This is a genomic window from Marilutibacter maris (genome assembly GCF_003233695.1).
Classification (GTDB): Bacteria; Pseudomonadota; Gammaproteobacteria; order Xanthomonadales; family Xanthomonadaceae; genus Marilutibacter; species Marilutibacter maris.
The window spans coordinates 524613-549961 of record NZ_CP029843.1; the positions used below are offsets into that span (position 1 = coordinate 524613).

Genomic DNA, 25349 nt, shown 5'->3' on the forward strand with positions numbered 1-25349 from the left:
AGCCCCTCGCGCGTCACCCGGGCGACGTGCCGGCGGAGCCGCGGCAGTCGCGGCGCCGGTACCAGTCGACCGCCAGTGCGTCGGTGGCGGCGATGAACGGCGCCTTGGCCTCGATGTAGGCGTCCATCGACGCGCCGTCGGCGGCGAGCCGGGCCTTGAGCGCGGAGTACTCGGCCGCCTTCGACGGGTGCTCGCGCAGATAGTCGCGGAAGGCGAGGTGCCGCTCGATCTGCGGCGAGCCGGCGGCGAACACGTGCAGATGGTGGGTACGGCGTCCGTCCGCGCCGGACTTGCGGAAGTAGCGCCGCCCTTCGATGCCGTACGGCCCCATCACCTCGTAGCCGAGACCGCGCATCGTCGCCGAGCAGCGATCGATGCGGTCGAGGTCGGCGACGACCCCGAGCAGGTCGACGACGGGCTTGGCCAGGATGCCCGCGATCGCGGTGCTGCCGATGTGGTGAACCGCGACCGGCGGGGTGTCCAAGGCCGCGTGGAGGGCCTCGGATTCGCGCTCGAAATCGCGGGCCCAGCGCGGATCGTGGGCGACGACGATGACATTCATGGCGCCGAATATGCCGCCGAGGCGAGGGGGAGGCAATGCGCCGGCGATCGCTTCCGGTCGCCGGTCCGTCGCGCCGGTCCGCCGGGCTCGAAGCGGATCGTGGCGGCGCCCATGGCTGCGACGGTCATCCCGCGCCACCAGGGGCCCCGCCACGCAGCCGGAGGTCCGCCTCAGCCGGCGTCGTAGAAGAACTGCTCGTGGACGATCTTGCCGTCGCGCACGCGGTACACGCAGATCTCCTGCTTCGATACCCGGCCGCGGTCCCTGTAGGTCGCGTCGATGCCCATCGCGACGCTGAACCAGTCGTCGGCGACGACCGGGTCGCTGACATTGCCGCCGTGGATCTCGACGATGTTGTCGGCCCACTGGCGGCCCTTTTCGCGCAGCGCCGCGATGCCTTCGACCCGCTCCGGGAAACCGACCGCGCCGGCCATCTCGACGCTGGCCGCGTCGTCGGCGTACAGCTCGTCCTGGGCCTGTTCGTACTTGCCTTCGCGGCACAGCGCGACCAGGCGGTCGGCGATCGCCTGGGTGGTGGGGGTGGATGGGGTCATGGTGCGCTCCTGCGTGGGTGGACGACCAGCCTAGTCCCGGCTGCTGCCAGCATCGTGGCAGCAGGCCGCCGGTGGTCGGAAACACGCGCTGTCGCGATGCGGCGTGAGTCGCGGCCGGGACGATGCTAAGGTCGTTTAGAACGATATAAATCGGTTCTCCGAGCCATCTCCGCCCTTGAATCCCTGGAGCCAGAAGCGATGCCGACCCACCCGCGTGCCCGCGTCCGGATGCCGTTGCTGCCGTTGTTGCTGTGCGCGATGGCGGGTGCGACCGTGACAGCGCCGGTCGCGGCGAGCGAGGCCGACCGTGCCTATGCCGCGGTCGACCCCTTCATCGGCACCGGTGGCGAGGGCCATACCTTCCCCGGCGCGGTGGTCCCGTTCGGCATGGTCCAGCTCAGCCCCGACACCCGCATCCAGGCGCGCAAGGACGCCTACGGCTGGGCCGCCGGCTACCGGTACGACGACCGCAGCATCGTCGGCTTCTCGCACACCCACTTCTCCGGCACCGGCCACTCCGATCTGGGCGACGTGCTGGTGTTGCCGGTCAGCGGCGATATCACCCTGGAGCGCGGCGACCCCGACCGCCCTGGCAGCGGCTATACCGCGAGTTTCAGCCATGAGACCGAGATCGCCGAGCCGGGCTATTACGCGGTCACCCTCGACAACACCGGCATCCGCGCCGAGCTGACCGCCAGCGCCCGGGTCGGCGTGCACCGCTACCGGTTCCCGGCCGGCAAGCCCGCCCACCTGCTGGTCGACCTGCGCACCTCGATGTACGACTACCCGGGCAAGGTGTTGTGGTCGCGGCTGCGCATGCATCCCGACGGCACCGTGACCGGCTACCGCAAGACCCGCGGTTGGGCGCCGGGGCGCGAGCTGCACTTCGCGATGCGCTTCTCGCGCGCGCCCTCCGGCCATGCCTTCCACGACACCGAGCAGGACGTGCTCTACAAGGGCTTTCCGCCGCCCGGCCACCAGGACCCGCGCCAGCGTGCGCAGATCGAGGGCCGCCAGCTGGTCGCCGCGCTCGACTTCGGCAGGCCCGCCGACGCCGATGGCGGCGAGCTGATCGTCAAGGTCGCGATTTCCCCGGTCAGCGAGCGGGGCGCGATCGCCAACCTCGACGCCGAGGTGCCGGACTTCGACTTCGACCGGGTCCGCGCCGATGCGCGCGAACAGTGGAAGAAGGCGCTGTCGGCGATCGAGATCGACGCTCCCGAGGCCGACCGCACCGCCGCCTACACCGCGCTCTATCACGCGCTGCAGGCGCCGAGCCTGTTCATGGACGCCGACGGCCGCTACCGCGGTCCCGACAACGCGATCCATGTTGCCGAGGGTTTCCAGAACCACTCCACATTCTCGCTGTGGGACACCTACCGCGCGCTGCATCCGCTGCTGACCCTGGTGCAGCCGCAGCGGCGCAACAACGACTTCATCCGCTCGCTGCTGGCGGCGCAGCGGCAGAGTCCGTACGGCATCCTGCCGGTGTGGTCGTTCCACGGTCACGAGACCTGGTGCATGATCGGCTACCACGCGGTGCCGGTGATCGCCGACGCCTACCTCAAGGGCATCCGCGGCTACGACGCCGACGCCGCGTTGGAGGCGATGGTGGCCAGCGCCAGCTACGGCCCCTACGACGGCCTTGCCCAGTACATGGAGCTGGGCTACGTGCCGATCGACGAGGAGGGCGAGGCCGCCTCCAAGACGCTGGAATACGCCTTCGACGACTGGACCATCGCGCGCATGGCCGAGGCGATGGGACGCGAGGACGTGGCGGGCGATTTCTACAAACGCGCCGGCAACTGGCGCAACGCCTTCGACCCGGAAACCGGCTTCATGCGCGCGCGCAACCGCGACGGCGGGTTCCGGGTGCCGTTCGACCCCGACGCCAGCGGCTACGGCACCGACTACACCGAGGGCAACGCCTGGCAGTACTCCTGGTACGTGCCGCAGGACGTGGCCGGGCTGATCGCCGCGCATGGCGGCGATGCGAAGCTGGTCGAGCGGATCGACCAGGTGTTCGACGCCGAGGTCGATCCCTCGGTGTTCGCCCACATGGAGGACATCACCGGCCTGATCGGCTGGTACGCGCACGGCAACGAACCCAGCCACCATCTGGCTTATCTGTATGCCCATGCCGGACAGCCGTGGCGCGGCCAGGAGCGCCTGGCGCGGATCATGGCGACCCAGTACAAGCCGACCCCGGACGGCCTGGCCGGCAACGACGACCTCGGCCAGATGTCGGCCTGGTACCTGTTCACCGCGCTGGGCTTCTACCCGGTCGCGCCGGCCAGCAACGAGTACGTGATCGGCCGCCCGTTCCTGCCGCGCGCGACCCTCAACCTGCCCAACGGCCGCCGCTTCACCGTGGTCGCCGAAGGTCTGGAGCCGGGCCACGGCTACGTCGGCGCGGTCACCCTCAACGGCGAACCGCTGCCACGCAGCTTCATCCGCCACGAGGAGATCATGGCCGGCGGCGAGCTGCGCTTCCGCATGCAGGCGACTCCGGACACCGACTGGGCGAGCGCGCCGGAGCAGCGGCCGTATTCGATGTCGCATCGTTGATTCCGGGCCTCCACGGATACAGCCGGAAGGCCAGCGCGGCCCGCGTCGCGGCTGCTAAGATGCGCCCCCGGCCGCCGCGTTCGTCGGCGTCCGCCAGGGGCCTATAGCTCAACGGTTAGAGCAGAGGACTCATAATCCTTTGGTTCCAGGTTCGAATCCTGGTGGGCCCACCACATGACAGTCTCAATGCATCCAGTTCAGGGTGTAAATCCCCGGAACTACTAGAAAAACTAGCGACTTTAGTCTGGTGGAGGCTGATCGAGTCCGGTTGCATCCTGGCAAAAAGTGAGTGACGATGTGAGTAAGAAGTGGTCGGTCAACCCCGTTACTCACATCAATGTTACTCACATGTTGACGGATATCAAGATTCGCTCATTGAAATCGAAGGCTAGCGTCTACCGTGTGGCGGATAGCAATGGTCTATGTATCGAAGTGCGTCCAAGTGGCGCGAAGTTATGGCGTTATCGCTACCGCTACAATGGCAAGGCAACAATGGCTCCTGTTGGTGCGTATCCGGCTGTGTCGCTGGCTGAGGCGCGCGCGGAGCGAGACAGGTTGCGTACGCTGCTGAGGGGCGGAGCGAACCCTACTGTGGTCGCGCGTATTGAGCGAGCGGCCAAAGTGGAAGAGGCCGAGAGTACCTTTGGAGCCGTCGCTGCCGAGCTATTGGAGAAGCGCACGCGTGAGGGGCTTAGTGCGGGCTCCGTGAAGCGTGAACGCCGATTGGTCCAAAAGAATCTGGCCGGGATAGTTGATCTACCCATTACGGCTATAACTGCGCCGGTGTTGCTGAGCGAGTTGCGCAAGCTGGAAAGGAGGGGCGTGGTGGAAACAGCGCACCGTGCGCGTGGTCATGCCGGTCTGGTTTTCCGCTATGCCATCGCCACGGGTCGCGCAAAAACGAACCCTGCTGCCGATCTAGTGGGTGCATTGCAGTCGACCCAAACCATGCATTTCGCAAGTGTCACCGATCCGGCTAGGATTGGTGAGCTACTACGAGCAATTCACGGCTACCGAGGAACGGCGGTAGTCTCGGCTGCGGTGAGGCTTGCACCATTGGTGTTTGTACGTCCCGGTGAGTTACGGAATGCTCGCTGGGCAGATATTGACCTGGATGTGGCGGAATGGCGCTATACGGCCAGTAAAACGAATACTCCGCACATCGTCCCGCTCGCATCACAAGCGGTGGAAATTCTGCGCGAGTTGATGCCCCTCACTGGGCGCGGTGAGTTTGTGTTCCCAAATGCTCGAAATCCTCGCGGAGCGATGAGCGAGAACACGATCAACGCAGCGCTGCGTACGCTGGGGTTCGACTCAACTACGATAAGTGGTCACGGCTTTCGCGCGATGGCGCGAACTGTGTTGGATGAGGTGCTGGGCTTTCGCCCGGATTTCATCGAACACCAGTTGGCGCATGCAGTCAAAGATCCGAACGGGCGTGCATACAACCGAACTGCGCATCTGGATGAACGTGGCAAGATGATGCAGGCTTGGGCGGACTATCTTGACACTCTGAGAGTTGGTGTTTCAGGCAATGTCCTCTCCTTTGAATAGAGAGTAGCGCATGGGTAAGCTCTGGATTGAAGGAGGCAACATCCTGCGGTGTCCTGGTCACCTGATGCCAGATGACTACTATCGGCCACAAGCGGACATTCGAAGCCTATGTGCTGGCACGACTTGCGATCGAGTACGTCAGCCTGCAAAGCCCCTTGCTGGTGGCAGAGGTGTCGATCCCCGGCGCTGCGGCGTAGCTTCGATCATCGCGACGATGCTATACGCCAGTTCCTTCTCGGCGATCACAGCTGCGTCCGCACCATAGTCGAGCAGGCGTGCCGCGCTCTCCTCGCTGTGCGCGCGACCGATGATGGTCAATCCCGTGGCCTGCTGGCGCAGGCATGCCGCGATTGCGCTGGCTTCGAGTCCGAGCGGCACTGCGATCAGTGCGAAATCGGCCGTGTCGACTCTGGCTTCGTGCAGCACGCGAACATCGGCGGCGTTGCCGAGGACGGCCAGATGGCCGTCCTTGCGGGCAGCATCGATGCGATCTGGGTGTGCGTCCACCACGACAGGCACGAGCGATATGGTAGCGAGCAGGCGCGCCAGTTCTCGACCAACGCGCCCGTACCCGATAAGCATCACATGGCCGGACAGCTCGATGGGTAGTGGCGCCACGGCGTCCTTCGCGGCTTCGGCCTGTCGATCTTTCCGCAGTTTGCGGCGGTCCAGCAGGGTGAATAGAAATGGATTGATGATGATCGAGATGATCGCGCCGGCGAGGATCAGATCCTGACCGTCGTGCGGAAGCACTTCCAGCTGTAGCCCGAGCGTCGCGAGGATAAAGGAGAACTCGCCGATCTGCGCAAGGCTCGCCGAGATCAGGAGCGAGGTGCTGTTGTCACGTCCGAAGGCTCTGACGATGGCGTACGCCGCAACGGACTTGCCCACCACGATGATCAGCGCGGTGAGCGCCACTTCGATCGGCCGCTCCACCAGGATGGACGGGTTGAACAGCATCCCGACGGACACGAAGAACAGCACAGCAAAGGCATCGCGCAACGGCAGGGTTTCATTCGCGGCCTGAGAACTGAACTCCGACTCATTGAGTACCATGCCGGCAAAGAAGGCGCCTAGTGCGAAGGAGACGCCGAACAAGGTGGCGGAACCGAAGGCAACACCGAGTGCGATCGCGAGCACGCAAAGGGTGAACAGTTCGCGGTTCGCCATGCGGACGATGTGACCGAGCAGCCATGGAATCACCCTGCGCCCCACGATGAGCATGAAGGCGACGAAGCCTCCGACCTTAGCTAGTGTGGCCAGAACGGCTATCAACAGCGGCCGCGTCGCGCCATCTCCGGCATCGCCCGATACCGCCGGCAGCAGCACGAGTGCAAGCACCATTGCGATGTCTTCGACGATCAGCCATCCCACGGCGATCTGGCCGCGGCTGGTATCTATCAGCCTGCGCTCCTCCAGTGCGCGCAAGAGGACGACGGTACTGGCCACGGACAGAGCTAGGCCGAAGATCAGGCCCGCCATATTGGACCAGTCGAGCCATCGCGCCAGTCCCCAACCCATCAACGTCGCCACCGCAATTTGCGCTGCGGCGCCCGGCAACGCGATGCTGCGCACCTTCATAAGGTCGGCGAGAGAGAAATGCAGGCCGACGCCAAACATCAGCAGGATTACACCGATCTCGGCGAGCTGCGGCGCGAGTTCCGCGTCACCGACAAAGCCTGGTGTGAACGGACCCAAGGCCACGCCCGCGAGGAGGTAGCCCAGCAGCGGTGGCAGCCGACACCGTTGAGCCAAGGCGCCCAGCACGAAGGCCAGCACAAATCCACCGACGAGCAGCGCTAGCAGCGACGTGTGATGCAAGGACATATCCTCCCACTGAGATAGTGCTTGTGGACGAGCGCCTACATGCGATCTCGCGCCGCGCGCACGACGAGGATGTCACCCGACGTGCCGCGCACTATCGACCGCATATTGCCGACGACTGTATTAAACAACATGCTCCGTTCGTAAGCGCCGATTACGACGAGGTCCGCCCCGATGCTCTCGGCGCAACGACGTAGAACCGCGGCAGGATGGCCCACTTCCACATGAGCTTCGATCGGAGGCGTACGATCCGCAAGCTCGCTCTCATCAAGTTGGGCGCGCAGACGAGCCAGCTTCTGTTCGGAGTCGTCTGCGACGGCAGTCGTGCTGTCGAGCCAACCCGCAGAGGATACCCAAGACGCGTGCACCAGCCGGATCCAAGCGTGCCTGAAGCACTTCGCTGACCAGGCCAGCGCTTGCCGGGCCTCGTCGGTGAAATCCGTGCCCACGATGACTCGGCGGTACTCGCCCTGCGGCCGTGATCTCACGATGAGGGTAGATACCGGAGCCTTGCGCACCACCTGTTCCAGAGTGCTTTCTACAGGCCCCACGAGTTGGACGCGGGATTCGCCCAACACGATCAGGTCGCAGGCTTCGGATGCAGCAATGGCCAGAATCGCCTTCGCTGCAGTACAGGTCTCGACATGGCAGTAGGCTGCTGACGCGTCGCCGACTAGTCGCTTCAGCGCTCTATGCGCCGCGGGGACCGGATCGGGATGCGTACGCGCGTAGCTCTCGGGATCCACGCCCATCGGAGCGGCCGGCGGCTCCGATTCGATCGCATGAAGGACATGGAGCTGAGCCTCCCACTCCCGTGCAAGTAGAGTGGCCCGATCAAATGCACGATCGCAACGGCTCGTCAGGTCCGTAGCCAGCAGGATCCTGTGGGGCCGCGTTGCCAGCACGCCAATTGGCACCATAACGCCTCCCTGCCAGATGATCTGGTCTGAAGGGTATAGGATTGGATTGTCCTGCTACCTCGTTGACCTTACAAGACTGCCGGCATGACGCGACCGCTCAGGATCGGAAGCGGTCGTTTGTCTGTACCCGTACCCTGTACAGGGGCTATCGACTCAGGTGTTCAGTTGAACCGGATCCGCATATGGATCTGAATCCCCTCGCAAGTATGGGGCTGAAGTCCGAGACATGATTGTCCTGCCGACACGTCGGTTTTGGATCGGAAGCGGGCATGCTGCTGGTACAGGGAGGGTGTACGTGTCAGTCGACACAGGTCTATAAGTCGAACCTGAACCTATTCATCATTGCTAAGAACGAAGATGAGATGGACCCGCTTGGCAAGGGGCGGAGTTCATGAGTTCTCAGCTAGTAAAGTTCATCTGGTCTCTATTGCTTGGTGCAACAAGATAAATGATTCACGAGCATGTATGAGCCCCAATCTTATGTCCGTAATGGATTCGATTGACCTGTCCATGATAAAAGCAACATCGTCAGGCGATCCAATCATCTGCTCCAGCACGTTGAGCTGGGCTTTCGCTACCAATGGACTGGCGATACTTCCGTAACTCAGGGAGTCGGCGAGGCCCTTTAAGCAGGCTGCGATGAAGTACGGGGATTCTGCAGCGTCACTCCCAGCGTTGATGGCAACGAAATCTGCCTTCGCTTTCACTGCCAAAGCGAGCGCCTCCACAGTACTGATACTTTGGCGATAGCGCCAGAATCTCCAGAGGTAGCGAACGAGCCAAAGGCAAGCTGCACATATTGCGATCGTTCCTATGAACTCAAGCATTACGCCTCCTGCGTCAACAGTATCTGTATCGTTCTGTGGCTACTTTTGACCGGGTGAGCCAGTGCATTGGAACTCAACTGTCACACGTCTTGACCCACAGCTCCCAAAGCCTCTGCGCGACAGGCATTCGGTAGTTTGTGATCCAAATGGCTCAGCAGCGGTGTAGCCCCAGTTTGTGCACTTCTGCGTGGCAAGTCGGATCGCTTCTTGCTCACTCAGCTCTGGGCGTTGGAACTCATTGTGTTCGTATGAGAGTCCGATCACTCCATCAGCACGACTTGCTTTGGTGACTAACCAATCCGCATTAGTCACACAGCCAGCCAGTAGCGCGATGGCACCACCATAGAAAAAAGCTTTCAATATCTTCATCTTGTCCCTACTAGAGTAGTTAGCTTTGAGAGCTGTCAGACTCCAACATCTCTAGCAAGCGGTCCTTATCGGAATCAGAGAGCCGATCAAAGAGAAGGATCATGCGCGCCAGCCGATCATCCGCTGTTAGTAGGTAGGCAGTAGGAATATTCAGTACCGCGGCCAATCGCTCAATCATTGGCATGTCTGGCTCATGAACTCCCTGCTCGTATCGATTGATACGCGTGCTCGCTACAAACGCATCCAACCCCGTTCGAATACCTAACTCCTTCTGCGATAGCTGGAGCTCCTTTCGCGCGAGCCTTAGGCGCTGCCGGAACACTAGCCGGATGTCAGTCTGACTCGGCACTACCACGGACGCTCATAGGAGGAAGATCCTACGAGACTCGTAGCTTTACCTTGGCTGCGATACTACGTTTATCGTAGCTCGACTTGCAACATTGCACTGACTCACCGCCGCCGCACGCCGCCAACGATCAATTTAACTAATTGATTTTCATGAAAAAATAGTTCTGGTACACACAAAGCAAATGGAGCTCGTCTCCGGAAGGTGATGCTTCTGGAGGCCATCCGCGAGCACTCGTTTCGCCGACAGCGAAAGGCTGCCAACCCCATTTGCACCGTAGCCGGCCCTGGTCACCGACCGATGATGCCGTCCTGCCAAGAGCCGAGGCACACGCTGTGCCATCAAACAAAAAGGAGCCAGATGACACACGATCCAGTCCTGGAGCAATTCCAAATTGCTCCGATCCAGCTCACCTCTCTAGGCGAAATCAATATCGCTGAGGCCCTGCAACCCCGCGCAGCCCGTCTTGTGCCACTCAGGGATAGAGGTAGAGCTCAGCAGAGTTCAGAACAACATATAGCTACTCTTCGCATGATCCTTGAAGTTTCCGAACAAAGCCAGCTCGATGCAATCCTTTTGGCAAGCGTTGAGCACCCTCCTGCGACCTTTGCGCCCGGCCTATATGTAGTCGATGGCCATCACCGCATAAAGGCCTATCGGCTGGCAGGAAGAGAGGCTATCCCCGCGCGAGTAGTGTCAACGGATTTCCGAACTGCGGTGTTGACCTCCAAGCTGGTGAATTGCTCTGGTAGGGCCTTAGCAATGCACAAAGAACAATGTCGTGATGCGGCATGGCAGTACCTGGCAGTTGTTACTCAACAAGGAGCTATTGACCTTCCGAAGGGAGAGTCATTGCGTTCTGTCGGTGCTCGTTTTGGGATCAGCAAGAATACCGTGGCTAGCATGCTGACCTACCTTAAGCAAGGCGTCGATGTTGCAGGCTTTCACGATACGGCAGTCGACGTTGGCACAGCATGGCCCAGGTGGCGGTATGTCAGGGAGGCGAAGAATCCTCGATATACAAATCTACCTACCACCGATCAGGAGCGCTTGGACCGGGAGGCAGAGCGCGTGGCACGCCAGATTGTCAAGATCGTTGATACGTCGTCTCCTACTGCCCGCGCTAGGGCACTTGAGATGCTGGCAAATGAGGAGGTTTCCGCTACGAGTCAAGTCGACTCCGTAACCCTCCTTTCGCACTTCACTCCGCTTACTTCGCTCTAGTCCCTATTGGGACACCCGCTGTCCCAGCGCAACTGACGCATCTGGACAACTGACAGCTCTACCCCTACTAGGTCGCCTTGCTGGCAGGGGGGCAAAGCCAATTTTTGCTGCACAACTGTGCTGCACCAACTCCAATCGTTGAGGGTCCAGTCTCCCCCGTCCCCCCATGGGGCGGTCCGGAGAGGGCCGTCGCTCATCCCTAGGCTCGCTGCGCGCTGGTGCAGTGGGCCTTTCTCATTTCAAGGAATATGATGACTAGTACTCAGCCTCAGATCGCTACCCCTTTCTACTTTATGCGCGCGAAGGAGGTCATCGCCGCGATAGGTGTTAGCAAGAGCACCTTGTATGCTTGGATCGGCACCGGAAAGTTCCCCAGGCCTGTGCAGCTACCCGGTGGCGGCGCTACTGCTTGGGTATCCACGGAAGTTTCCGCGTGGATGGGCGCGTTGGTCGAAACACGCGACGACAACCCGTTCCGAGCAGCATGATGTCGATGACAGCGGACTGAAGGGTTCAATTCAGTTCAGGCCGATACGGTCCCGCCCAAGCCAGACGAAAAGTGAGTAACAATGTGAGTAACATAGAATTGATTCTTGCTGATTTTCCTTAAAAAACAATGTATTGAATTTGTTTTTCGGTTGATGGTGGGCCACCAGACACAGACCGTCGGCACTACAATCCGCTCACCCCGGTGCGTCCCGGGCGCCATTGCGACGAGCCCCATGAAAGTGCTGCTGACCGGAAGTTCCGGTCGTATCGGGCGCGCGATCTACGCCGCCCTGATCGAGCGACACGAAGTGGTCGGTCTGGACCGCTATCCGTTCTCGACCACGCGCTTGGTCGGCGACTTCACCGACGGGCCGTTGTTGCGCCGGGCGCTAGACGGCGTCGACGCGGTGATCCACACCGCGGCCCTGCACGCGCCGCATGTCGGGGTCGTCGACGAGGCGGCGTTCGCCCGGGTCAATGTCGATGGCGTCGGCGCGCTGGTCGCGGCGATGGGCGAGGCCGGCGTCGCCACCCTGGTGTACACCAGCACGACCGCGCTGTACGGCGATGCGGTGGTCGCGGGTGCCTGCGCCTGGATCGACGAGGACACCGCGCCACGGCCGAGGACGGTCTACCACCGCAGCAAGCTGGAGGCCGAACGATTGCTGGAGACGGCCGCGGGACCGCGATTGGCGGTGCGGGTGATCCGGATGTCGCGCTGCTTCCCGGAACCGGCCGACCGGATGGCGGTGTACCGGCTGCATCGCGGCATCGACGCGCGCGATGTCGGCGATGCCCATGCCGCCGCGCTTGGCGCGGCGGGGCCGTCGTTCCAGCGCTACATCGCCAGCGGCCGCACGCCGTTCGTGCCCGCCGATGCCGAGCGGCTGGCGCGCGACCCGCGTGGGCTGCTGGCCGAGCGCTGCCCGGACCTGGTCGAGGCGTTCCGGCGCCGTGGCTGGACGCTGCCGGCGACGATCGACCGGGTCTACGACGCCGGAGCCGCCGAGCGGGCCCTGGGCTGGCGCAGCCGGCACGGTTTCGGCGATGTGCTCGCCCGGCACGACGCACGCGATCTGGAGGTGCTTCCGCTGTCGCCCTGGTTCCGCAATCGCAGCACCGAGTGAGCGCGCGCGGCCGCGCCGCCGCGTTCAGCCCACGTGGACGCCGTGCGGCTGGATGTAGCCGGTGGCGATGCCCGCCGCGACCAGCAGGATCAGGATCACCGACAGCGCGATCCGCTTGGTGAGCGCGTTGACGGTGCGCTTGCTCTGGCCGGTGTCGACCAGCATGTAGTAGAGGCCGGCGCCGAGGTTGTACAGGATCAGCGCGAGAAAGCCGACGATGAGCAGGGTCTTCATGGGGCGCTCGCCGAATCGGTGGACGGAAGTTCGCCGGCGGCGACCCGCGCCGCATGGGGCGCGGTGATGAAGCGCCGGCGCAGATACCAGGCCGCGGTCATGACCGCGAGGAAGACGCCGTAGGACACCGAGGTGGCCAGGATCTGCGGCCACATCGTGTCGTAGACCCGGCCGGCGCTGCGGTAGCCCCAGTGCATGCTGATCACGGTCGCCAGGACCGCGACGGTCAGGGCCAGCACGTCGAACATCCAACGCTGGAGCGTCCTGGGCTGGCGCGGGAACAGCCAGTACAGGCAGGCCAGGATCGCGTACCAGGGCAGGAACAGGATCAGGGCGAGATTGAGTTCGATCGACGGGTTCATGGGCGGCCCGGGTCTGGATTGCCGACGGCTGCCAGCCTAGGCCGACCGGATCAAAGTTGTAACAATCAGTTTTTGGATAAAAAACCGTATCAGTTGATGCCGAAGGGGCTCGAACGGGTGGAGCCGGGGCCCCGGCGCACGATCCTCGCGGTGTTCGGGCGCGGCCCCGGTCGCGGTATTCCCGGTTCCGTCGGACTATTCCACGATTGGTCGCCTGCGGGCTTGCCAGCCGGAGGCGGGGATCGCAGCCTGTTCCATGCCGGACGCCCGGCGTTCCCGCCCCGTCCCGCGTTTCGGAGGCCGACCATGAAGACCCTGACCGCCCTGCTGATCTGGTGCCTGCTGCTGGTGCTGTGCTGGCCGCTCGCGCTGCTGGCGCTGGTGTTGTGGCCGCTGGTGTGGCTGATCTCGTTGCCGTTCCGGCTGATCGGCATCACCTTCTCGGCACTGTTCGCCTTCCTGCATGCCTTGCTGACCCTGCCGGCGCGCCTGCTGGGCTGGAAGCCGCAGCCGGCCGCGGGCTGAGGCGGGATTCAGGGACGTTGTCGCGAGTGGAGCATTGGGATCGCGCCTCCCGGCAAGGGCTGGCCAACGGCTTCACGCGACTGCGATCGGGAGTGGGGATCAATCGCGGGTTCCGGTTCAGTCGCAGGCATCCCGCGCGACCGTGCTAAAGGTGGGGTCGAGGCCGGCAGCGCCGCGGTCGCTGCGCACGGCGCAAGCAGCCCCGAGTTGACGAAGGCACCATCGCCCCGCCGGACCTGCCGCGCGTCTCGTTCGTCTGGATGCGGCGTTGTCAGTGTGCGTGCGATGTAGGGCAGACCGATGGGCGGCATAATCGCCGCTCCTGTGCAGCAATCCGGTCCGGCCCATGTCCCTCAATCGCAACCTGCTGTTCCTCGCGCTCGCCTGCGGTATCGCCGCGTGCACGCCCTCGACCGGCGATGGCGCCGATGTCTCCAGTTCCGCGGCAGCCGCGCCCACGGCGATGGTGTCCGGCGTCGATCAGGCAGGCATCGATCGCGACGTGAAACCGGGCGACGACTTCGACGCCTTCGCCAACGGCGGCTGGCGCAGCGGCTTCGAGATCCCGGCCGACCGCTCCAGCTACGGCGCCTTCACCGTGCTGCTGGAGACCGCCGAGAAGCGCAATGCCGAGCTGATCGCCGGCATCGCCGCCGGCAATCCCGAGCCGGGCAGCGACGCCCGTCGCATCGCCGATTTCCATGCCGCGTACATGGACGAGGCCGGCATCGAGCAGCGCGGCCTGCAGGCGCTGCAGCCGCGGCTGGACGCGATCGATGCGATCGCCTCGCGCGCCGATCTGTCGCGGGTGCTGGGCTCGACCGTGCGCGCGGACACCGATCCGCTGAACTACACCAACTTCCATACCGATAACCTGTTTGGCGTCTTCGTCGCCAAGCAGCTGCAGGGATCGAATCATGTCGCCTCGCTGATGCAGGGCGGCCTGGGCATGCCCGATCGCGGCTACTACCTGTCCGACGACAAGGAGATGGTCGAGGCACGCGCGGCCTACCAGGCCTACATCGCGGCGATGCTGAAGACCGCCGGGATCGACGGCGCGGACGCCAGGGCGAAGTCGATCCTCGAACTGGAGATCGCGATCGCCGGTGCGCATGCGCCGGTGGTCGACTCGCAGGACGTGCACAAGTCCAACAATCCATGGCCGATGGCCGAGTTCGCGAAGAAGGCGCCCGGCATCGACTGGAGCGCGTTCTTCGCCGCCGCCGGCCTCGATGCGCAGCCGGTGATCGTCGCCTGGCAGCCAGCGGCGATCGCCGGCATCGCCGCCCTGGTCGGCAGCGAGCCGTTGCCGCTGTGGCAGGACTACCTGCGCTTCCACGCCCTCGATCATGCGGCCTGGAACGCCGCCGCGCGCGGCCCGGGCGAGCTGCCCAGCGCCTATACCGATCTGGCCTTCGGCTTCCACGGCACCACCCTGTCCGGCACCGCGGTGGCGCGCGAGCGCGGCAAGCGCGCGCTGGATGCGACCAGCCTGGCGCTGGGCGATGCGGTCGGCCGCCTGTACGTCGAGAAGTATTTTTCCGCGGAGTCGAAGGCGATGGTCGAGGAGATGGTCCACAACATCCTCGATGCCTTCGACGAGCGCGTGGACTCGCTGGAATGGATGAGCGCAGGGACCAAGGCCAAGGCGCGCGAGAAGGCCGGGGCGATGCGGGTGAGCGTCGGCTATCCGGACACGTGGCGCGACTATTCGGATCTGGAGATCCGTGCCGACGATGCGCTGGGCAACCGCCTGCGCGCGGAGCTGCACGAGTACCGCTACCAGCTGTCCAAGCTCGACCGGCCGGTCGACAACGGCGAGTGGTGGATGACCCCGCAGACGGTCAACGCGGTGCAGTTGCCGCTGCAGAACGCGATGAACTTCCCCGCGGCGATCCTCGACAAGCCGTTCTTCGATCCGGACGCCGATCCGGCGGCGAACTACGGTTCGATCGGCGCGGTGATCGGGCACGAGATCAGCCACGGCTTCGACGACACCGGCGCCGAGTTCGATACCCGGGGCAACCTGTCGAACTGGTGGACGCCCGAGGACAGCGAGCACTTCAAGGCGGCGACCGCGAAGCTGGCCGCGCAGTACGGCGCCTACGAGCCGCTGCCGGGCCTGTACGTCAACGGCGAGCTGACCTCGGGCGAGAACATCGCCGACGTGTCCGGCCTGACCATCGCCTACATGGCCTACCGCAAGTCGCTGGGCGGCGAGGAAGCGCCGGTGATCGACGGCCTCAGCGGCGACCAGCGCTTCTTCCTCGCCTTCGGCCAGACCTGGCGCAGCAAGATCCGCGACGCCGCCCTGCGTCAGCGCCTGCTGACCGACGGCCACGCGCCGGCGGCCCAGCGCGCACAGACCGTACGCAACATCGATGCCTGGTACGACGCCTGGAACGTGCAGCCGGGCGAGCAGCTCTACCTGGCGCCGGAAGATCGGGTGAGGATCTGGTAAGGCGGGCGGGCCGCGATCCCGTTCTCGGACTCAGCCTCCGTCGGTGACGGAGGCTTGACCGGGCGGCGCCGCGAGTGCGCTCACAGCTCCAGCGTCATCGACTGCCCGACCGGCAGGGCCTGCCAGAGGCGATCGAGCTCGACGATGCGTGCGCGGATGGCCAGGATCTGCTCGGCCGTCACCGCCAGCGGCGGGCACTCGCGCGCGCGGCAGGTGACCTGGTAGAGCGCGATCATCTCCTCCGGCGCACTGTCGCCGCCGGACCAGGCGTCGCCCTGGAACACCTCGACCAGGCGCTCGACCGAATCGCTCTCCTGCTCCGGCGCCATGCGGAAGTCGGCGGCCTCGCCATCGCGCACGCGGCTGAGGAAGCCGCGCCTGTGCAGCAGGCTCTCGACCGCGTAATGCACCATGTCGTGCGGAATGATGCGTTGCTTGGGGCAGTCGAGGGTCTGCTCGTGTCCGTCGCGGCGCACGGTCATGCGGTCGAACTTGCCGGCGCCTTTGGTGAAGCTCAGTTCCATGGGGAGTTCCGGGTGGGGGCACGTGCCTCGGTCGTCGATGGCCGCGACTCGGGAGCGACGTTCACCCGCAGGCCATCCAGGCCCGCTCGAGTCTACGCCGCAGCGGCAGCGAGAACAGCCAGGCGATCGGATAGCCGAGCAGGCGGACCGGATTCAGATACTGCCGCCATCGCGCCATCCGATGCCAGCGGCGCATCCGCTGTCGCAGATAGTCTTCGTCGTAGCCCCAGTCGGGGAAGGGGGCGATCAGCAGGAGGCCGACCACGGGCACCAGCGCGAGTGGGAACAGGCCCGACTCCAGCGCGAACGATCCGAGCACGTCGCGGCGGATGACGGTGTCGACCGCCTCCCAGCTTTCGTAGCTGCGCCGCAGCTCGCGTGCGATCGCCGGATACTCGTCATCGTCCAGACCGATCTCGGTCCAGGCCATCGAAACCGTGTTCCAGATCAGGAAATGGTCCATGCGCAGTGGGTGTCGCGATCGCTGAGGCCGCGTGTGGTCCGTGTCCGCTTCGAGTCTGGACGACAAGCGTGGCGGGTTCCAGGCATGGCGGGCGCCGCGCTACCGATCTTCCAGCCAGCGCAGATAGGCATCGGCGCCTTCGGCCGACAGCTCCAACGCCGCTTCGGCCACGCGGGCGTCGCCCTTGGCCACGGCGACCGCGGAAAGCACGCAGGCCAGCATGTCCTCGTCCCAGGGTTCGGCCGCGGCCGCCGCGGCCAGCGCGGGCAGTCGCGCGATTGCGGCGAAGTAGGCCGGCGCGAGGTCGTCGGGCACCGTCGAGCCCGCGCGTTGCCGGCAGATTTCGATCCAGGCGGGGAACTGGAAATAGCTGGCGGACGCCTTGTGTGGCTGGCCGGCCAACGCATCCACCACATGGGGCAGCGCGGCGAACGAGGCCGGAAACACGTCGCCCTGGTGCGCCAGCGCGCTCCACAGACCGAACCAGGGCTCGGAGTCGCCCTTCGCCTCCGGCATGTCGCGCAACTCGCGCAGCCGGCCGGGAATGTCGGCGGCGCTGCCGTAGGCGTGTTGCAGTTCGCTCCAACGGGGGCTGTCGAGGTTCAACATGTGAAGTGTCTCCAACGGCGCCCTCGCCGGGCTACTGAAGCCCCACCTGGCCCTCCAGCCCGGCGATGAGTTTGCCGGGGTCGAAGCCGGTACCGTCCTTGAATACGATCTCGACGTTGCGGATCGCGGAAGGCTCGCCGGCGAGGTCGCCTCCCAGGACTACCAGGTCCGCGGCATGGCCGGGGGCGATGCGTCCGGTCCGGTCGCCGATGCCGAGCGCGTCGGCGCCGTTGGCGGTGGCGATCCGCAAGGCTTCCGGGACCGTGAACCCGGCTTCCACCAGCAGCTCGAAGCCGCGCTGGTTGCCATGGCCGGGCAATACGTGGCGGCCGGGATCGGGCCCCATCACCAGGCGCCCGCCGGCGGCGACGAACATGCGCTCGAAGGCCATGAGCTTGGCCAGCAGTGCCGGGGTCATGGACGTGTCGGCGGCGGTTTCGGCCAGCCGCGCCTGGCGCTCGTCGTAGGCCTGCCGCCACCCGGGCGACAGCAGCGCCAGGCTGCGTTCGTCGCCCTGGGGGCGGTGCGGGAAGTGCGATTCGATGATCGCCAGGGTCGAGGTCAGGGTGACCTGCTCGCGCACCAGCAGTCCGATCAGTGCGGCGACGCGCGGATCGTCCAGCTCGAGCGCGGCAAGGGCGCCGCGGTTCGATACGCACTCGCCTTCGGGTTTGCCGTCGACGAAGTCGGAGGCCGAGATCAGGCCGTGTTCGATGCTGTCGATGCCCATCAATGCCGCCTCGCGGAAGCTCAGCGAGCACAGGTGGCCGGTGACCTTGCGCCCCTGCGCGTGGGCCTCATCGATCACCGCCGCGGCGATGTCGGGTCGGATGTGGCGATAGAGCTTGAACCAGGTCGCGCCGCGCGCGGACCATTCGCGAACCAGCCGGCGCGCCTCCTCCGTGCTGGCGGGCTTGGCCATCGGTCCATTGCCGTCGGGTCCGGTCAGGTACTGGGCGGTCGGAAAGATCGTCGGCCCGGGCGCCTTGCCGGCCGCGATCACCCGTACCAGCGCCACCTCGGTGTCCGGTTCGGCGCTGCCGGCGGTCTGCACCGTGGTGACGCCGCTGGCGAGCCAGAGGCGCGATGCGGTGTGGCCCATGAAGGTCATGCCCGGCATGTGGGTGTGATCGTGCATGCCGACCAGACCGGGGATGACGGTGCGACCGGGCAGGTCCAGGACGCGGGCGTGCTCCGGGATCGCCACCGAGTCCGAAGCGCCGATGGCGACGATCCGGCCGGCTTCGATCAGCACCGTCTGGTCGCGCTTGACCGTGCTGCCGCTGCCGTCGATCACGGCGACGCCGGTCAACGCGATGCCGGGAGCGTCGTGGATCACGTACTGGCGGACCTTTTCGTCATAGCGCGTGCGGCGATCGGGTTCGACGTTCTGGGTACGCGTGGGGTCCGGGGCGGCGGTGTCGCCCGCGCAGGCCGGCAGGACCAAGCCGAGCAGGATCGCGAGCGCCAGTCGATGAGGCCGGCGGGATCGTGTGCCTGCCGGCTGGCGCCGCGGCGCGGACGGTGTCGGACATCCTGTCGAGATCGGACGCATGAGTCGTGCGGTACTCCGGGCCGGGGACGGACGGCCGTGCCCGCCAGCCTAGCGCAGCGGGGCGGCCGACGTGCCGCGATGACGCATCCGCGGGCCGGTCGTTGCCGGCCCGCGGACAGGCGTCGGATCAGACCGCGGTCGAGCGCGCGGACACCGCGTCGCCATCCTCCTCGCGGTGCAGCCAGCGATACAGCGCCGGCAGCACCAGCAGGGTCAGCAGGGTCGAGGAGACGATGCCGCCGATCACCACGGTGGCGAGCGGACGCTGGACCTCGGAACCGGCGCCGACGTTCAGCGCCATCGGCACGAAGCCCAGCGAGGCGACCAGGGCGGTCATCAGCACCGGTCGCAGGCGGCCCAGCGCGCCGTCGACGATGGCATCGTCAAGGCGGTCGCCCTGCTCGCGCAGGCGGCGGATGAAGCTGATCATCACCAGGCCGTTGAGCACGGCGACGCCGGACAGGGCGATGAAGCCGACCCCGGCCGAGATCGACAACGGGATTCCCCGGATCGCCAGCGCCAGTACTCCGCCGGTCAGCGCCAGCGGCACGCCGCTGAACACGATCGCGGCGTCGCGCGCCGAGCCGAATGCCCAGAACAGCAGCGCGAAGATCAGCATCAGCGTCACCGGCACCACGACCGCGAGCCGCCGGCTGGCCGAGATCAGCTGTTCGAAGCTGCCGCCATAGTCGATCCAGTAGCCGGTCGGCAGCGCGACCTCGGCGTCGATGCGCTCGCGCAGCTCGCCGACGAAGCCGGCCAGGTCGCGCTCGCGCACGTTGGCGGTGACCACGATCCGGCGCTTGCCGTTCTCGCGGTTGACCTGGTTCGGACCGAGCCGGGATTCGATCCGCGCGACCTCGCGCAGCGGCACCGTGCGCGGCGCACCCGTCCGCCAGTCGGCGCCGCGGCTGGACTCGTCGGCACGGCTGCCACCGTCGGCGCGCAACGGAATGGGCAGATCGTGCAGTGCGGCCGGATCCTGCCGCATCGCCTCGGGCAGGCGCACGACCATGTCGAAGCGGCGATCGCCCTCGAACAGCTGACCGGCGACGCTGCCGCCGACCGCGGTCGCGACCGCGTCCTGCACGTCGACCGGATTGAGGCCGTACTGCGCCAGTGCGGCACGGTCCGGGGTCACCGTGAGCAGTGGCAGGCCGCCGATCGGCTCCACCCGCACGTCGCTGGCGCCGGGCACCTTGGCCATCGCGTCGCGCACCCGCGCGGCGGTCGCGGCGAGGGTGTCGAGATCGTCGCCGTAGATCTTCACCGCGACGTCGGCGCGCACGCCCGAGATCAGCTCGTTGGTGCGCATCTGGATCGGCTGGGTCAGCTCGTAGTTGTTGCCGGGCAGGGTCGCGATCTTCTCCGCGATCTCCTCGACCAGCGCGTCCTTGGGCTTGCGCGGGTCGGGCCAGGCGTCGCGCGGCTTGAGTATCACGAAGGTGTCGGCGATCGACGGCGGCATCGGATCGCTGGCGATCTCGGCGGTGCCGATCTTGGCGAACACCCGTTCGACCTCGGGGAAGGCCGCCAGGGTGCGCTCCAGGGTTTCCTGCATCGCCACCGACTGCGACAGCCCGGTGCCGGGGATGCGCATCGCCTGCACCGTCAGATCGCCCTCGTCGAGGGTCGGCACGAATTCGGCGCCGAGCCGGGTCGCCAGCAGTCCGCAGCCCAGCACCAGCACCGCGGCGCCGGCGATCACCGGCAGGCGCCAGCGCAACGCCCGCGCCAACAGCGGCGCATAGCCGCGCCGCGCCCAGCGCATCAAGCGGTTCTCGTGTTCGTCGACACGGCCGCCGAGGAAGGCGGCGACCGAGGCCGGCACGAAGGTCAGCGACAGCAGCATCGCGCCGGTCAGTGCCAGCACCACGGTGATCGCCATCGGGTGGAACATCTTTCCCTCGACTCCGTCCAGGGCGAAGATCGGCAGGTACACTGCGGTGATGATGCCGACTCCGAACAGGCTGGGGCGGATCACCTCGACGGTGGCGCTGGCGGCGGTGTCCAGCCGTTCGCGCTCGTTCATCGCCCGGCCCAGTGTCTGCTGGGCCTCGCCGAAGCGGCGCAGGCAGTTCTCGATGATGATCACCGCGCCGTCGACGATCAGGCCGAAGTCCAGCGCGCCCAGGCTCATCAGGTTGCCGGACACGCCGCCGCGGACCATGCCGGTGATGGTGAACAGCATCGCCAGCGGGATCACCGCCGCGGTGACCAGGGCCGCGCGCACGTTGCCCAGCAGCAGGAACAGCACCACGATCACCAGCAAGGCGCCCTCGATCAGGTTCTTGGCGACGGTGCCGATGGTGCGGTCGACCAGGGCGGTGCGGTCGTAGACCGGTTCGGCGCGGATGCCCTCGGGGAGGCTGGCGTTGGCGGCCTCAAGCTTGTCGGCGGCGGCCCGCGACACCTCGCGGCTGTTGGCGCCTACCAGCATCACCACGGTACCGATCACCACTTCATGGCCGTTCTGGGTGGCGGCGCCGGTACGCAGTTCGCGCCCCTCATCGACCCCGGCGACGTCGCGGATCCGGATCGGCACGCCCTCGCGGCGGTCGAGCACGATGTCGCGGATCGCCTCCAGGCCGTCGACCTGGCCCGGTACCCGCACCAGGTACTGTTCGCCGTTGCGCTCGATGTAGCCGGCGCCGACGTTGCGGTTGTTGGCCGCCAGCGCATCGACGACATCGGCGAGGGTGAAGCCCAGTGCGACCAGCCGCGCCGGGTCGGGGGTGATGTGGATCTCGCGCTCGAAGCCGCCGATGGTGTTGACCTCGGTGACCCCGGGCACGGTGCGCAGCTGCGGCCGGATCACCCAGTCCTGCAGGGTGCGCAGGTCGGTCGGCGTGTACGCGCTGCCGTCGTCCTTGCGCGCGTCCGCGGCGGCCTCGACCGTGTACATCAGGATCTCGCCCATGCCGGTCGCGATCGGCCCCATCTGCGGCTCCAGTCCCGATGGCAGCTGCGATTTGACCTGCTGCAGGCGTTCGGCGACCTGCTGGCGGGCGAAGTAGATGTCGGTGCCGTCCTCGAACACCACGGTGACCTGGGACAGGCCGTAGCGCGACAGCGAACGGGTGTGGTCCAGCGCCGGCAGCCCGGCCAGCGCGGTCTCGATCGGGAAGGTGACGCGTTGCTCGGCCTCCAGCGGCGAGTAGCCGGGCGCCTCGGTGTTCACCTGCACCTGCACGTTGGTGATGTCGGGGGTGGCGTCGATCGGCAGGCGGCTGAAGTTCCAGGCGCCCAGCGCGGCCAGCGCGAGGGTCAGCACCAGCATCAGCCAGCGGTGCGCGATTGCGAATCGGATGATCTTCTCGAGCATGGCGTTCCCCCTAGTGGCTGTGCTCGGCGGCGGCCTTGCCGATATCCGCCTTGACCAGGAAGCTCTGCTCGACCACGACCTGCTCGCCGATGGCGACGCCGTCGAGGATCTCGGCGCGCTCGGCATCGCGGCGGCCGATGCGGACCGGACGGGCGAGGTAGTCCTCGCCCTCGCGCACGTACACCACGTCGGTCTCGCCGTCGCGTTGCAGTGCGCCCAGCGGCACCACCCGTTCGGCCTGGAAGCGTTCGACGGTGACCCGTGCGCGCACCGCCGAGCCGGGCCGCCAGAGTCCGTCCTCGTTGGCGATCAGCGCGCGCGCGACGGTGCTCTGGCTGGCGGTCGCGGTCGCCGGCAGCACCCGCTCCAGCACCGTCTGCGCCTGCACGCCGTCGCTCATTCGGGTCACCGTCACCGGCGATCCGGCGGCGATGTGGCCGGCGTCGGCGCCGAACACGTGCAGGTCGACCCACAACTCGGACAGATCGGCGACCTCGAACAAGGCCTGGCCCTCGCCGGCGACGGTGCCGACCGTGGCCGAGCGCGACAGCACGGTGCCGTCCAGCGGCGAGGTCACGCCGTAGCTGGACAGGCTGAGGTTGCTCTCGATCACCGCCAGGGTCTGGCCGGCGCGCACGCGGTCGCCGGCACGCGCGTGCAGGGCGCGGATCGGCCCGGGATAGCGCGCCATCACCTCCGCGACGCGACCGTCGACCGGGGTCAGCAGGCCCTGGACCTCGTGGGCGTCGGCGATCTCGCCGGCCGCGACCGCGGCGACGCGGATGCCGGAGGCCTCGGCGATATCGGCCGGGATGCGCGTGCGCTCGCCGCCGGTTTCGTCATGGGCTTCCCCGTCCTGGCCGTTCTCGTCCTGGCCGTCCTCGTCGTGTCCCGCGGCCTGCGGGGAGGGCGCGTGTTCCGCGTTCTCTTCGTGGTCGTGGCCGTCGGGCGTGGCGGCACTGGCGGTGTCGCCGGAGCCGCCGCAGGCGGCGAGGGCGAGGGTCAGCAGGGCGGTCGCGAGTGCTGCGGCGCTGCGGCGGTATGTCGGGCTCATCATGCGTCTCCTTGCGGGCGGCCCGGCGCGACGGTGGCGTCGCGGTCGGCGGGCGGCGTGCGGGTATCGGTGTCGTCGAGGAAGGAGCGGGCTGTCAGGCGCTGGATCTCGATCAGCGCGCGCAGTGCGTCGACCGCGGCGTCGAGCCGTTGCCGGCGTGCGGCGACGGCCTCGGCCTGGACCTGGCTCCACTCCAGATAGCTGGCCGCGCCGGCGCGGTAGGCGGTGGCGGTGGCCTCGGCGGCGCGCGTCAGCGCGGGCACGATCTCCTCGTCCAGGCGGTCGGCCTCCAGGCGCGCGCCCTGGTAGCGACCGTGCGCATCGACCAGGGTCGCGTACAGCGACAGGCGGTCGGCCTCGCGTTCGATCTCGAGCGCGGCCAGTTCGGACTGGGCCGCGCGGATCGTGGGCGCGGCGCGGCGGCGGCTGCCGAACGGCACCGAGATTCCGGCGACCAGGCCGATGTCGTCGCCATCGCCGAGCCGGCGCGCGCCGATCTGCCAGCCGATGTCGGCGACCGCCTCGCTGCGGGCCAGTTGCAGCCGCGCTTCGCGAACGCGGCGCTCGTCGGCGAAGCGACGCAACTCGGGGGCGTCCTCCAGCCAGCGTGCGATCGTGTCCAGCGCGGCCACCGCGGGCAGGCGCCGCAGCGCGTCGGCATCGACCGCGAAGTCGGGATCGCGCCGCCCCCACAGGGCCGCCAGATGCTGGCGCGTGGCGCCGGCCTGCTGGGCGGCACGCGCCTGTTCCAGCTCGGCGCGGGCGAGGGCGGCCTGCGCGGTCAGCACCACCGAGCGCGGCGACGCGCCGGCCCGCAGGCGCTGGCGTGCGGCCTCGACGGCGCGCTTGCGCTGGGCGATGTCGAGCGCGGCGAGGGTCTGGCGTTGCCCGGCCGCGGCGGCGGCCAGGTAGCGGCGGGCGGTCTCGGCGAGCAGGTCGAGCCGCCGCGCCTCGCGCTCGATCGACGAGGCGTCGAGCCGGCGTTCGGCCAGTGCGATGCGCGCGGCCGGCTTGCCGCCGCGTTCGAACACCGACCCCAGGCTCAGGGTCAGGTCGGCCGTCCGCAGCCCGGAGGCGGCGCCGCTGCCGAAGGCGTTCTCCAGCTCGGCGCCGGCCACCAGCGGCGGGCGCAGTGCGGCGCGCTCGCGTTCGGCGGCCAGGATGTCGACCCGGGCATCGGCCAGGCGCAGGTCGGGATGGGTATTGAGGACACGCACGAAGGCGTCGTCCAGGCTCAGTCGCTCGCCGGCACGGGTCGGGCCCGTTGCCACGGCACAAGCGACCACGGCGGCGATGGCCGCGAGTCGCAGAAACATGGGGTCACTCCGAAAGGGATGGAAGCGGAAACCGGCGCGGGGCCGGCGGGCTCATCCGACGATCGGAGGGCGGAATACGTCCTGGCAGCGGTGGCGCGGCGCGGGCACGGCGGCGGGCGCCGGCGGGTTCGTCGCGATGGCCGGCGCGGGCACCGTCATCGCCATGGCCGGCACGCTCTGCGGCGACTGGCCGCAGCAGTGGGCGAAGTGGAGCAGTTCGTGGATCAGGCCGTCGCCGTCGTCCGCGGTGGCGTCGCCGAGGGTGTCGGCACCGACGACGGGCAGGTGGCCGTCGTCGCTCTCCAGCAGCAGGTGTTGTCCGCTGGGGTCGTGCTGCAGTTCGTGGATCTCGCCGATCGAGGCCAGCACCGGCTTGCTCAGCACGCCCAGCACCAGCAGCGCCAGCATCAGCAGGCGCGGCAGCGACAGCGGGCGGCGGGCACGGTGAAGGCGCAGCATGGCGCAAACCCTACGCTGCAGTGGCGGAGTTACACAATTTCATCGTGGCCGCCGCTTTCAGGGTCTGTTGTGTTGGCGCCGATGCGGCGGCCTGTCGC

Annotated in this window: 24 protein-coding genes and 1 tRNA gene; 8 read left to right on the forward strand and 17 right to left on the reverse strand. The window is 66.8% G+C overall.

The genetic code is table 11. The annotated features are described in order from the left end of the window. Window positions 1–13: 13 nt before the first annotated feature. Together C9I47_RS02320 and C9I47_RS02325 are read right to left on the reverse strand one after the other, a co-directional pair. The gene (locus C9I47_RS02320) at window positions 14–562 is read right to left on the reverse strand and encodes a GrpB family protein (protein ID WP_111265311.1); all 549 of its coding nucleotides are present in this window, start codon (window positions 560–562) and stop codon (window positions 14–16) included. A gap of 170 nt (window positions 563–732) precedes the next feature. Next, complete coding sequence (locus C9I47_RS02325) at window positions 733–1116, reverse strand: SnoaL-like domain-containing protein (protein ID WP_111265312.1); 384 nt, start codon at window positions 1114–1116, stop codon at window positions 733–735. A 198-nt stretch (window positions 1117–1314) separates the two neighbouring features. On the opposite strand from C9I47_RS02325, the gene C9I47_RS02330 reads away from it, so the two are divergent. The 3 genes from C9I47_RS02330 to C9I47_RS02340 all read left to right on the forward strand — a co-directional run bounded on the left by C9I47_RS02330 (window position 1315) and on the right by C9I47_RS02340 (window position 5238). Beyond that, entirely contained in the window at window positions 1315–3684 is a 2370-nt protein-coding gene (locus C9I47_RS02330; protein WP_111265313.1) for a GH92 family glycosyl hydrolase, read from the forward strand. A 97-nt stretch (window positions 3685–3781) separates the two neighbouring features. Beyond that, window positions 3782–3857, forward strand: a tRNA-Ile gene (locus C9I47_RS02335). A 175-nt stretch (window positions 3858–4032) separates the two neighbouring features. Next, a complete protein-coding gene (locus C9I47_RS02340) occupies window positions 4033–5238 on the forward strand; it encodes a tyrosine-type recombinase/integrase (RefSeq protein WP_111265314.1) in 1206 nt (401 codons plus the stop codon). Between the two features lie 138 nt (window positions 5239–5376). Here C9I47_RS02340 and ybaL read toward each other — a convergent pair whose 3' ends face one another. The 5 genes from ybaL to C9I47_RS02365 form a co-directional block, all read right to left on the reverse strand. Then, window positions 5377–7059 (reverse strand): YbaL family putative K(+) efflux transporter, encoded by a 1683-nt coding sequence (gene ybaL, locus C9I47_RS02345; protein WP_111267910.1) that lies wholly within the window; start codon window positions 7057–7059, stop codon window positions 5377–5379. Between the two features lie 41 nt (window positions 7060–7100). After that, the gene (locus tag C9I47_RS02350; protein WP_111265315.1) at window positions 7101–7982 is read right to left on the reverse strand and encodes a universal stress protein; all 882 of its coding nucleotides are present in this window, start codon (window positions 7980–7982) and stop codon (window positions 7101–7103) included. Window positions 7983–8395: 413 nt separating this feature from the next. Further along, complete coding sequence (locus C9I47_RS02355) at window positions 8396–8809, reverse strand: hypothetical protein (RefSeq protein WP_111265316.1); 414 nt, start codon at window positions 8807–8809, stop codon at window positions 8396–8398. A gap of 39 nt (window positions 8810–8848) precedes the next feature. Then, window positions 8849–9178: a YecR family lipoprotein gene (gene yecR, locus C9I47_RS18230; RefSeq protein WP_111265317.1), complete on the reverse strand. Its 330-nt coding sequence runs from the start codon at window positions 9176–9178 to the stop codon at window positions 8849–8851. A gap of 19 nt (window positions 9179–9197) precedes the next feature. Further along, a complete protein-coding gene (locus C9I47_RS02365; protein WP_317616527.1) occupies window positions 9198–9533 on the reverse strand; it encodes a helix-turn-helix domain-containing protein in 336 nt (111 codons plus the stop codon). A 351-nt stretch (window positions 9534–9884) separates the two neighbouring features. On the opposite strand from C9I47_RS02365, the gene C9I47_RS02370 reads away from it, so the two are divergent. The 3 genes from C9I47_RS02370 to C9I47_RS02380 all read left to right on the forward strand — a co-directional run bounded on the left by C9I47_RS02370 (window position 9885) and on the right by C9I47_RS02380 (window position 12364). Next, a complete protein-coding gene (locus C9I47_RS02370; RefSeq protein WP_223250242.1) occupies window positions 9885–10748 on the forward strand; it encodes a DNA-binding protein in 864 nt (287 codons plus the stop codon). A 293-nt stretch (window positions 10749–11041) separates the two neighbouring features. Beyond that, entirely contained in the window at window positions 11042–11236 is a 195-nt protein-coding gene (locus C9I47_RS02375; RefSeq protein WP_111267911.1) for a helix-turn-helix transcriptional regulator, read from the forward strand. A gap of 234 nt (window positions 11237–11470) precedes the next feature. Beyond that, a complete protein-coding gene (locus C9I47_RS02380; RefSeq protein ID WP_111265319.1) occupies window positions 11471–12364 on the forward strand; it encodes an NAD-dependent epimerase/dehydratase family protein in 894 nt (297 codons plus the stop codon). A gap of 24 nt (window positions 12365–12388) precedes the next feature. On the opposite strand, the gene C9I47_RS02385 is transcribed toward C9I47_RS02380, so the two are convergent. Beyond that, window positions 12389–12598: a twin transmembrane helix small protein gene (locus tag C9I47_RS02385; protein ID WP_111265320.1), complete on the reverse strand. Its 210-nt coding sequence runs from the start codon at window positions 12596–12598 to the stop codon at window positions 12389–12391. Next, entirely contained in the window at window positions 12595–12960 is a 366-nt protein-coding gene (locus C9I47_RS02390) for a hypothetical protein (RefSeq protein ID WP_223250243.1), read from the reverse strand. The genes C9I47_RS02385 and C9I47_RS02390 overlap by 4 nt, the downstream gene beginning before the upstream one ends. A gap of 306 nt (window positions 12961–13266) precedes the next feature. Between C9I47_RS02390 and C9I47_RS02395 the strand changes: the two genes are divergently transcribed. Together C9I47_RS02395 and C9I47_RS02400 are read left to right on the forward strand one after the other, a co-directional pair. Beyond that, window positions 13267–13485 carry a hypothetical protein gene (locus C9I47_RS02395; RefSeq protein ID WP_111265321.1) on the forward strand — a complete coding sequence of 73 codons (219 nt, stop codon included), beginning with the start codon at window positions 13267–13269 and terminating at the stop codon, window positions 13483–13485. Between the two features lie 346 nt (window positions 13486–13831). Then, a complete protein-coding gene (locus tag C9I47_RS02400) occupies window positions 13832–15946 on the forward strand; it encodes a M13 family metallopeptidase (protein ID WP_111265322.1) in 2115 nt (704 codons plus the stop codon). Window positions 15947–16026: 80 nt separating this feature from the next. Here C9I47_RS02400 and C9I47_RS02405 read toward each other — a convergent pair whose 3' ends face one another. The 8 genes from C9I47_RS02405 to C9I47_RS02440 form a co-directional block, all read right to left on the reverse strand. Beyond that, window positions 16027–16470 carry a hypothetical protein gene (locus C9I47_RS02405; protein ID WP_111265323.1) on the reverse strand — a complete coding sequence of 148 codons (444 nt, stop codon included), beginning with the start codon at window positions 16468–16470 and terminating at the stop codon, window positions 16027–16029. A gap of 61 nt (window positions 16471–16531) precedes the next feature. Continuing rightward, entirely contained in the window at window positions 16532–16933 is a 402-nt protein-coding gene (locus tag C9I47_RS02410) for a hypothetical protein (protein ID WP_111265324.1), read from the reverse strand. A gap of 99 nt (window positions 16934–17032) precedes the next feature. Then, window positions 17033–17542 (reverse strand): hypothetical protein, encoded by a 510-nt coding sequence (locus C9I47_RS02415; protein ID WP_111265325.1) that lies wholly within the window; start codon window positions 17540–17542, stop codon window positions 17033–17035. 31 nt (window positions 17543–17573) lie between these two features. Beyond that, on the reverse strand, window positions 17574–18989 hold the full coding sequence (locus C9I47_RS02420; RefSeq protein WP_190238581.1) for an amidohydrolase family protein: 1416 nt from the start codon (window positions 18987–18989) through the stop codon (window positions 17574–17576). Between the two features lie 235 nt (window positions 18990–19224). Further along, entirely contained in the window at window positions 19225–22422 is a 3198-nt protein-coding gene (locus C9I47_RS02425; protein ID WP_111265327.1) for an efflux RND transporter permease subunit, read from the reverse strand. 10 nt (window positions 22423–22432) lie between these two features. Further along, window positions 22433–23476, reverse strand: coding sequence for an efflux RND transporter periplasmic adaptor subunit (locus tag C9I47_RS02430; RefSeq protein ID WP_317616528.1), 1044 nt, complete (start codon window positions 23474–23476; stop codon window positions 22433–22435). After that, window positions 23476–24792 carry a TolC family protein gene (locus tag C9I47_RS02435; protein ID WP_111265329.1) on the reverse strand — a complete coding sequence of 439 codons (1317 nt, stop codon included), beginning with the start codon at window positions 24790–24792 and terminating at the stop codon, window positions 23476–23478. Before C9I47_RS02435 ends, C9I47_RS02430 begins: the two co-directional genes overlap by 1 nt. A gap of 51 nt (window positions 24793–24843) precedes the next feature. After that, window positions 24844–25251, reverse strand: a complete 408-nt coding sequence (locus tag C9I47_RS02440) for a hypothetical protein (protein WP_111265330.1) — start codon at window positions 25249–25251, stop codon at window positions 24844–24846. Window positions 25252–25349 lie beyond the last annotated feature (98 nt).

Coding starts and splice junctions, on each gene's coding strand:
- C9I47_RS02320 (WP_111265311.1), bottom strand. CDS start 562: ATGAATGTCATCGTCGTCGCCCACGATCCGCGCTGGGCCCGCGATTTC.
- C9I47_RS02325 (WP_111265312.1), bottom strand. CDS start 1,116: ATGACCCCATCCACCCCCACCACCCAGGCGATCGCCGACCGCCTGGTC.
- C9I47_RS02330 (WP_111265313.1), top strand. CDS start 1,315: ATGCCGACCCACCCGCGTGCCCGCGTCCGGATGCCGTTGCTGCCGTTG.
- C9I47_RS02340 (WP_111265314.1), top strand. CDS start 4,033: ATGTTGACGGATATCAAGATTCGCTCATTGAAATCGAAGGCTAGCGTC.
- C9I47_RS02350 (WP_111265315.1), bottom strand. CDS start 7,982: ATGGTGCCAATTGGCGTGCTGGCAACGCGGCCCCACAGGATCCTGCTG.
- C9I47_RS02355 (WP_111265316.1), bottom strand. CDS start 8,809: ATGCTTGAGTTCATAGGAACGATCGCAATATGTGCAGCTTGCCTTTGG.
- yecR (WP_111265317.1), bottom strand. CDS start 9,178: ATGAAGATATTGAAAGCTTTTTTCTATGGTGGTGCCATCGCGCTACTG.
- C9I47_RS02370 (WP_223250242.1), top strand. CDS start 9,885: ATGACACACGATCCAGTCCTGGAGCAATTCCAAATTGCTCCGATCCAG.
- C9I47_RS02375 (WP_111267911.1), top strand. CDS start 11,042: ATGCGCGCGAAGGAGGTCATCGCCGCGATAGGTGTTAGCAAGAGCACC.
- C9I47_RS02380 (WP_111265319.1), top strand. CDS start 11,471: ATGAAAGTGCTGCTGACCGGAAGTTCCGGTCGTATCGGGCGCGCGATC.
- C9I47_RS02385 (WP_111265320.1), bottom strand. CDS start 12,598: ATGAAGACCCTGCTCATCGTCGGCTTTCTCGCGCTGATCCTGTACAAC.
- C9I47_RS02390 (WP_223250243.1), bottom strand. CDS start 12,960: ATGAACCCGTCGATCGAACTCAATCTCGCCCTGATCCTGTTCCTGCCC.
- C9I47_RS02395 (WP_111265321.1), top strand. CDS start 13,267: ATGAAGACCCTGACCGCCCTGCTGATCTGGTGCCTGCTGCTGGTGCTG.
- C9I47_RS02400 (WP_111265322.1), top strand. CDS start 13,832: ATGTCCCTCAATCGCAACCTGCTGTTCCTCGCGCTCGCCTGCGGTATC.
- C9I47_RS02405 (WP_111265323.1), bottom strand. CDS start 16,470: ATGGAACTGAGCTTCACCAAAGGCGCCGGCAAGTTCGACCGCATGACC.
- C9I47_RS02410 (WP_111265324.1), bottom strand. CDS start 16,933: ATGGACCATTTCCTGATCTGGAACACGGTTTCGATGGCCTGGACCGAG.
- C9I47_RS02415 (WP_111265325.1), bottom strand. CDS start 17,542: ATGTTGAACCTCGACAGCCCCCGTTGGAGCGAACTGCAACACGCCTAC.
- C9I47_RS02425 (WP_111265327.1), bottom strand. CDS start 22,422: ATGCTCGAGAAGATCATCCGATTCGCAATCGCGCACCGCTGGCTGATG.
- C9I47_RS02430 (WP_317616528.1), bottom strand. CDS start 23,476: ATGAGCCCGACATACCGCCGCAGCGCCGCAGCACTCGCGACCGCCCTG.
- C9I47_RS02435 (WP_111265329.1), bottom strand. CDS start 24,792: ATGTTTCTGCGACTCGCGGCCATCGCCGCCGTGGTCGCTTGTGCCGTG.
- C9I47_RS02440 (WP_111265330.1), bottom strand. CDS start 25,251: ATGCTGCGCCTTCACCGTGCCCGCCGCCCGCTGTCGCTGCCGCGCCTG.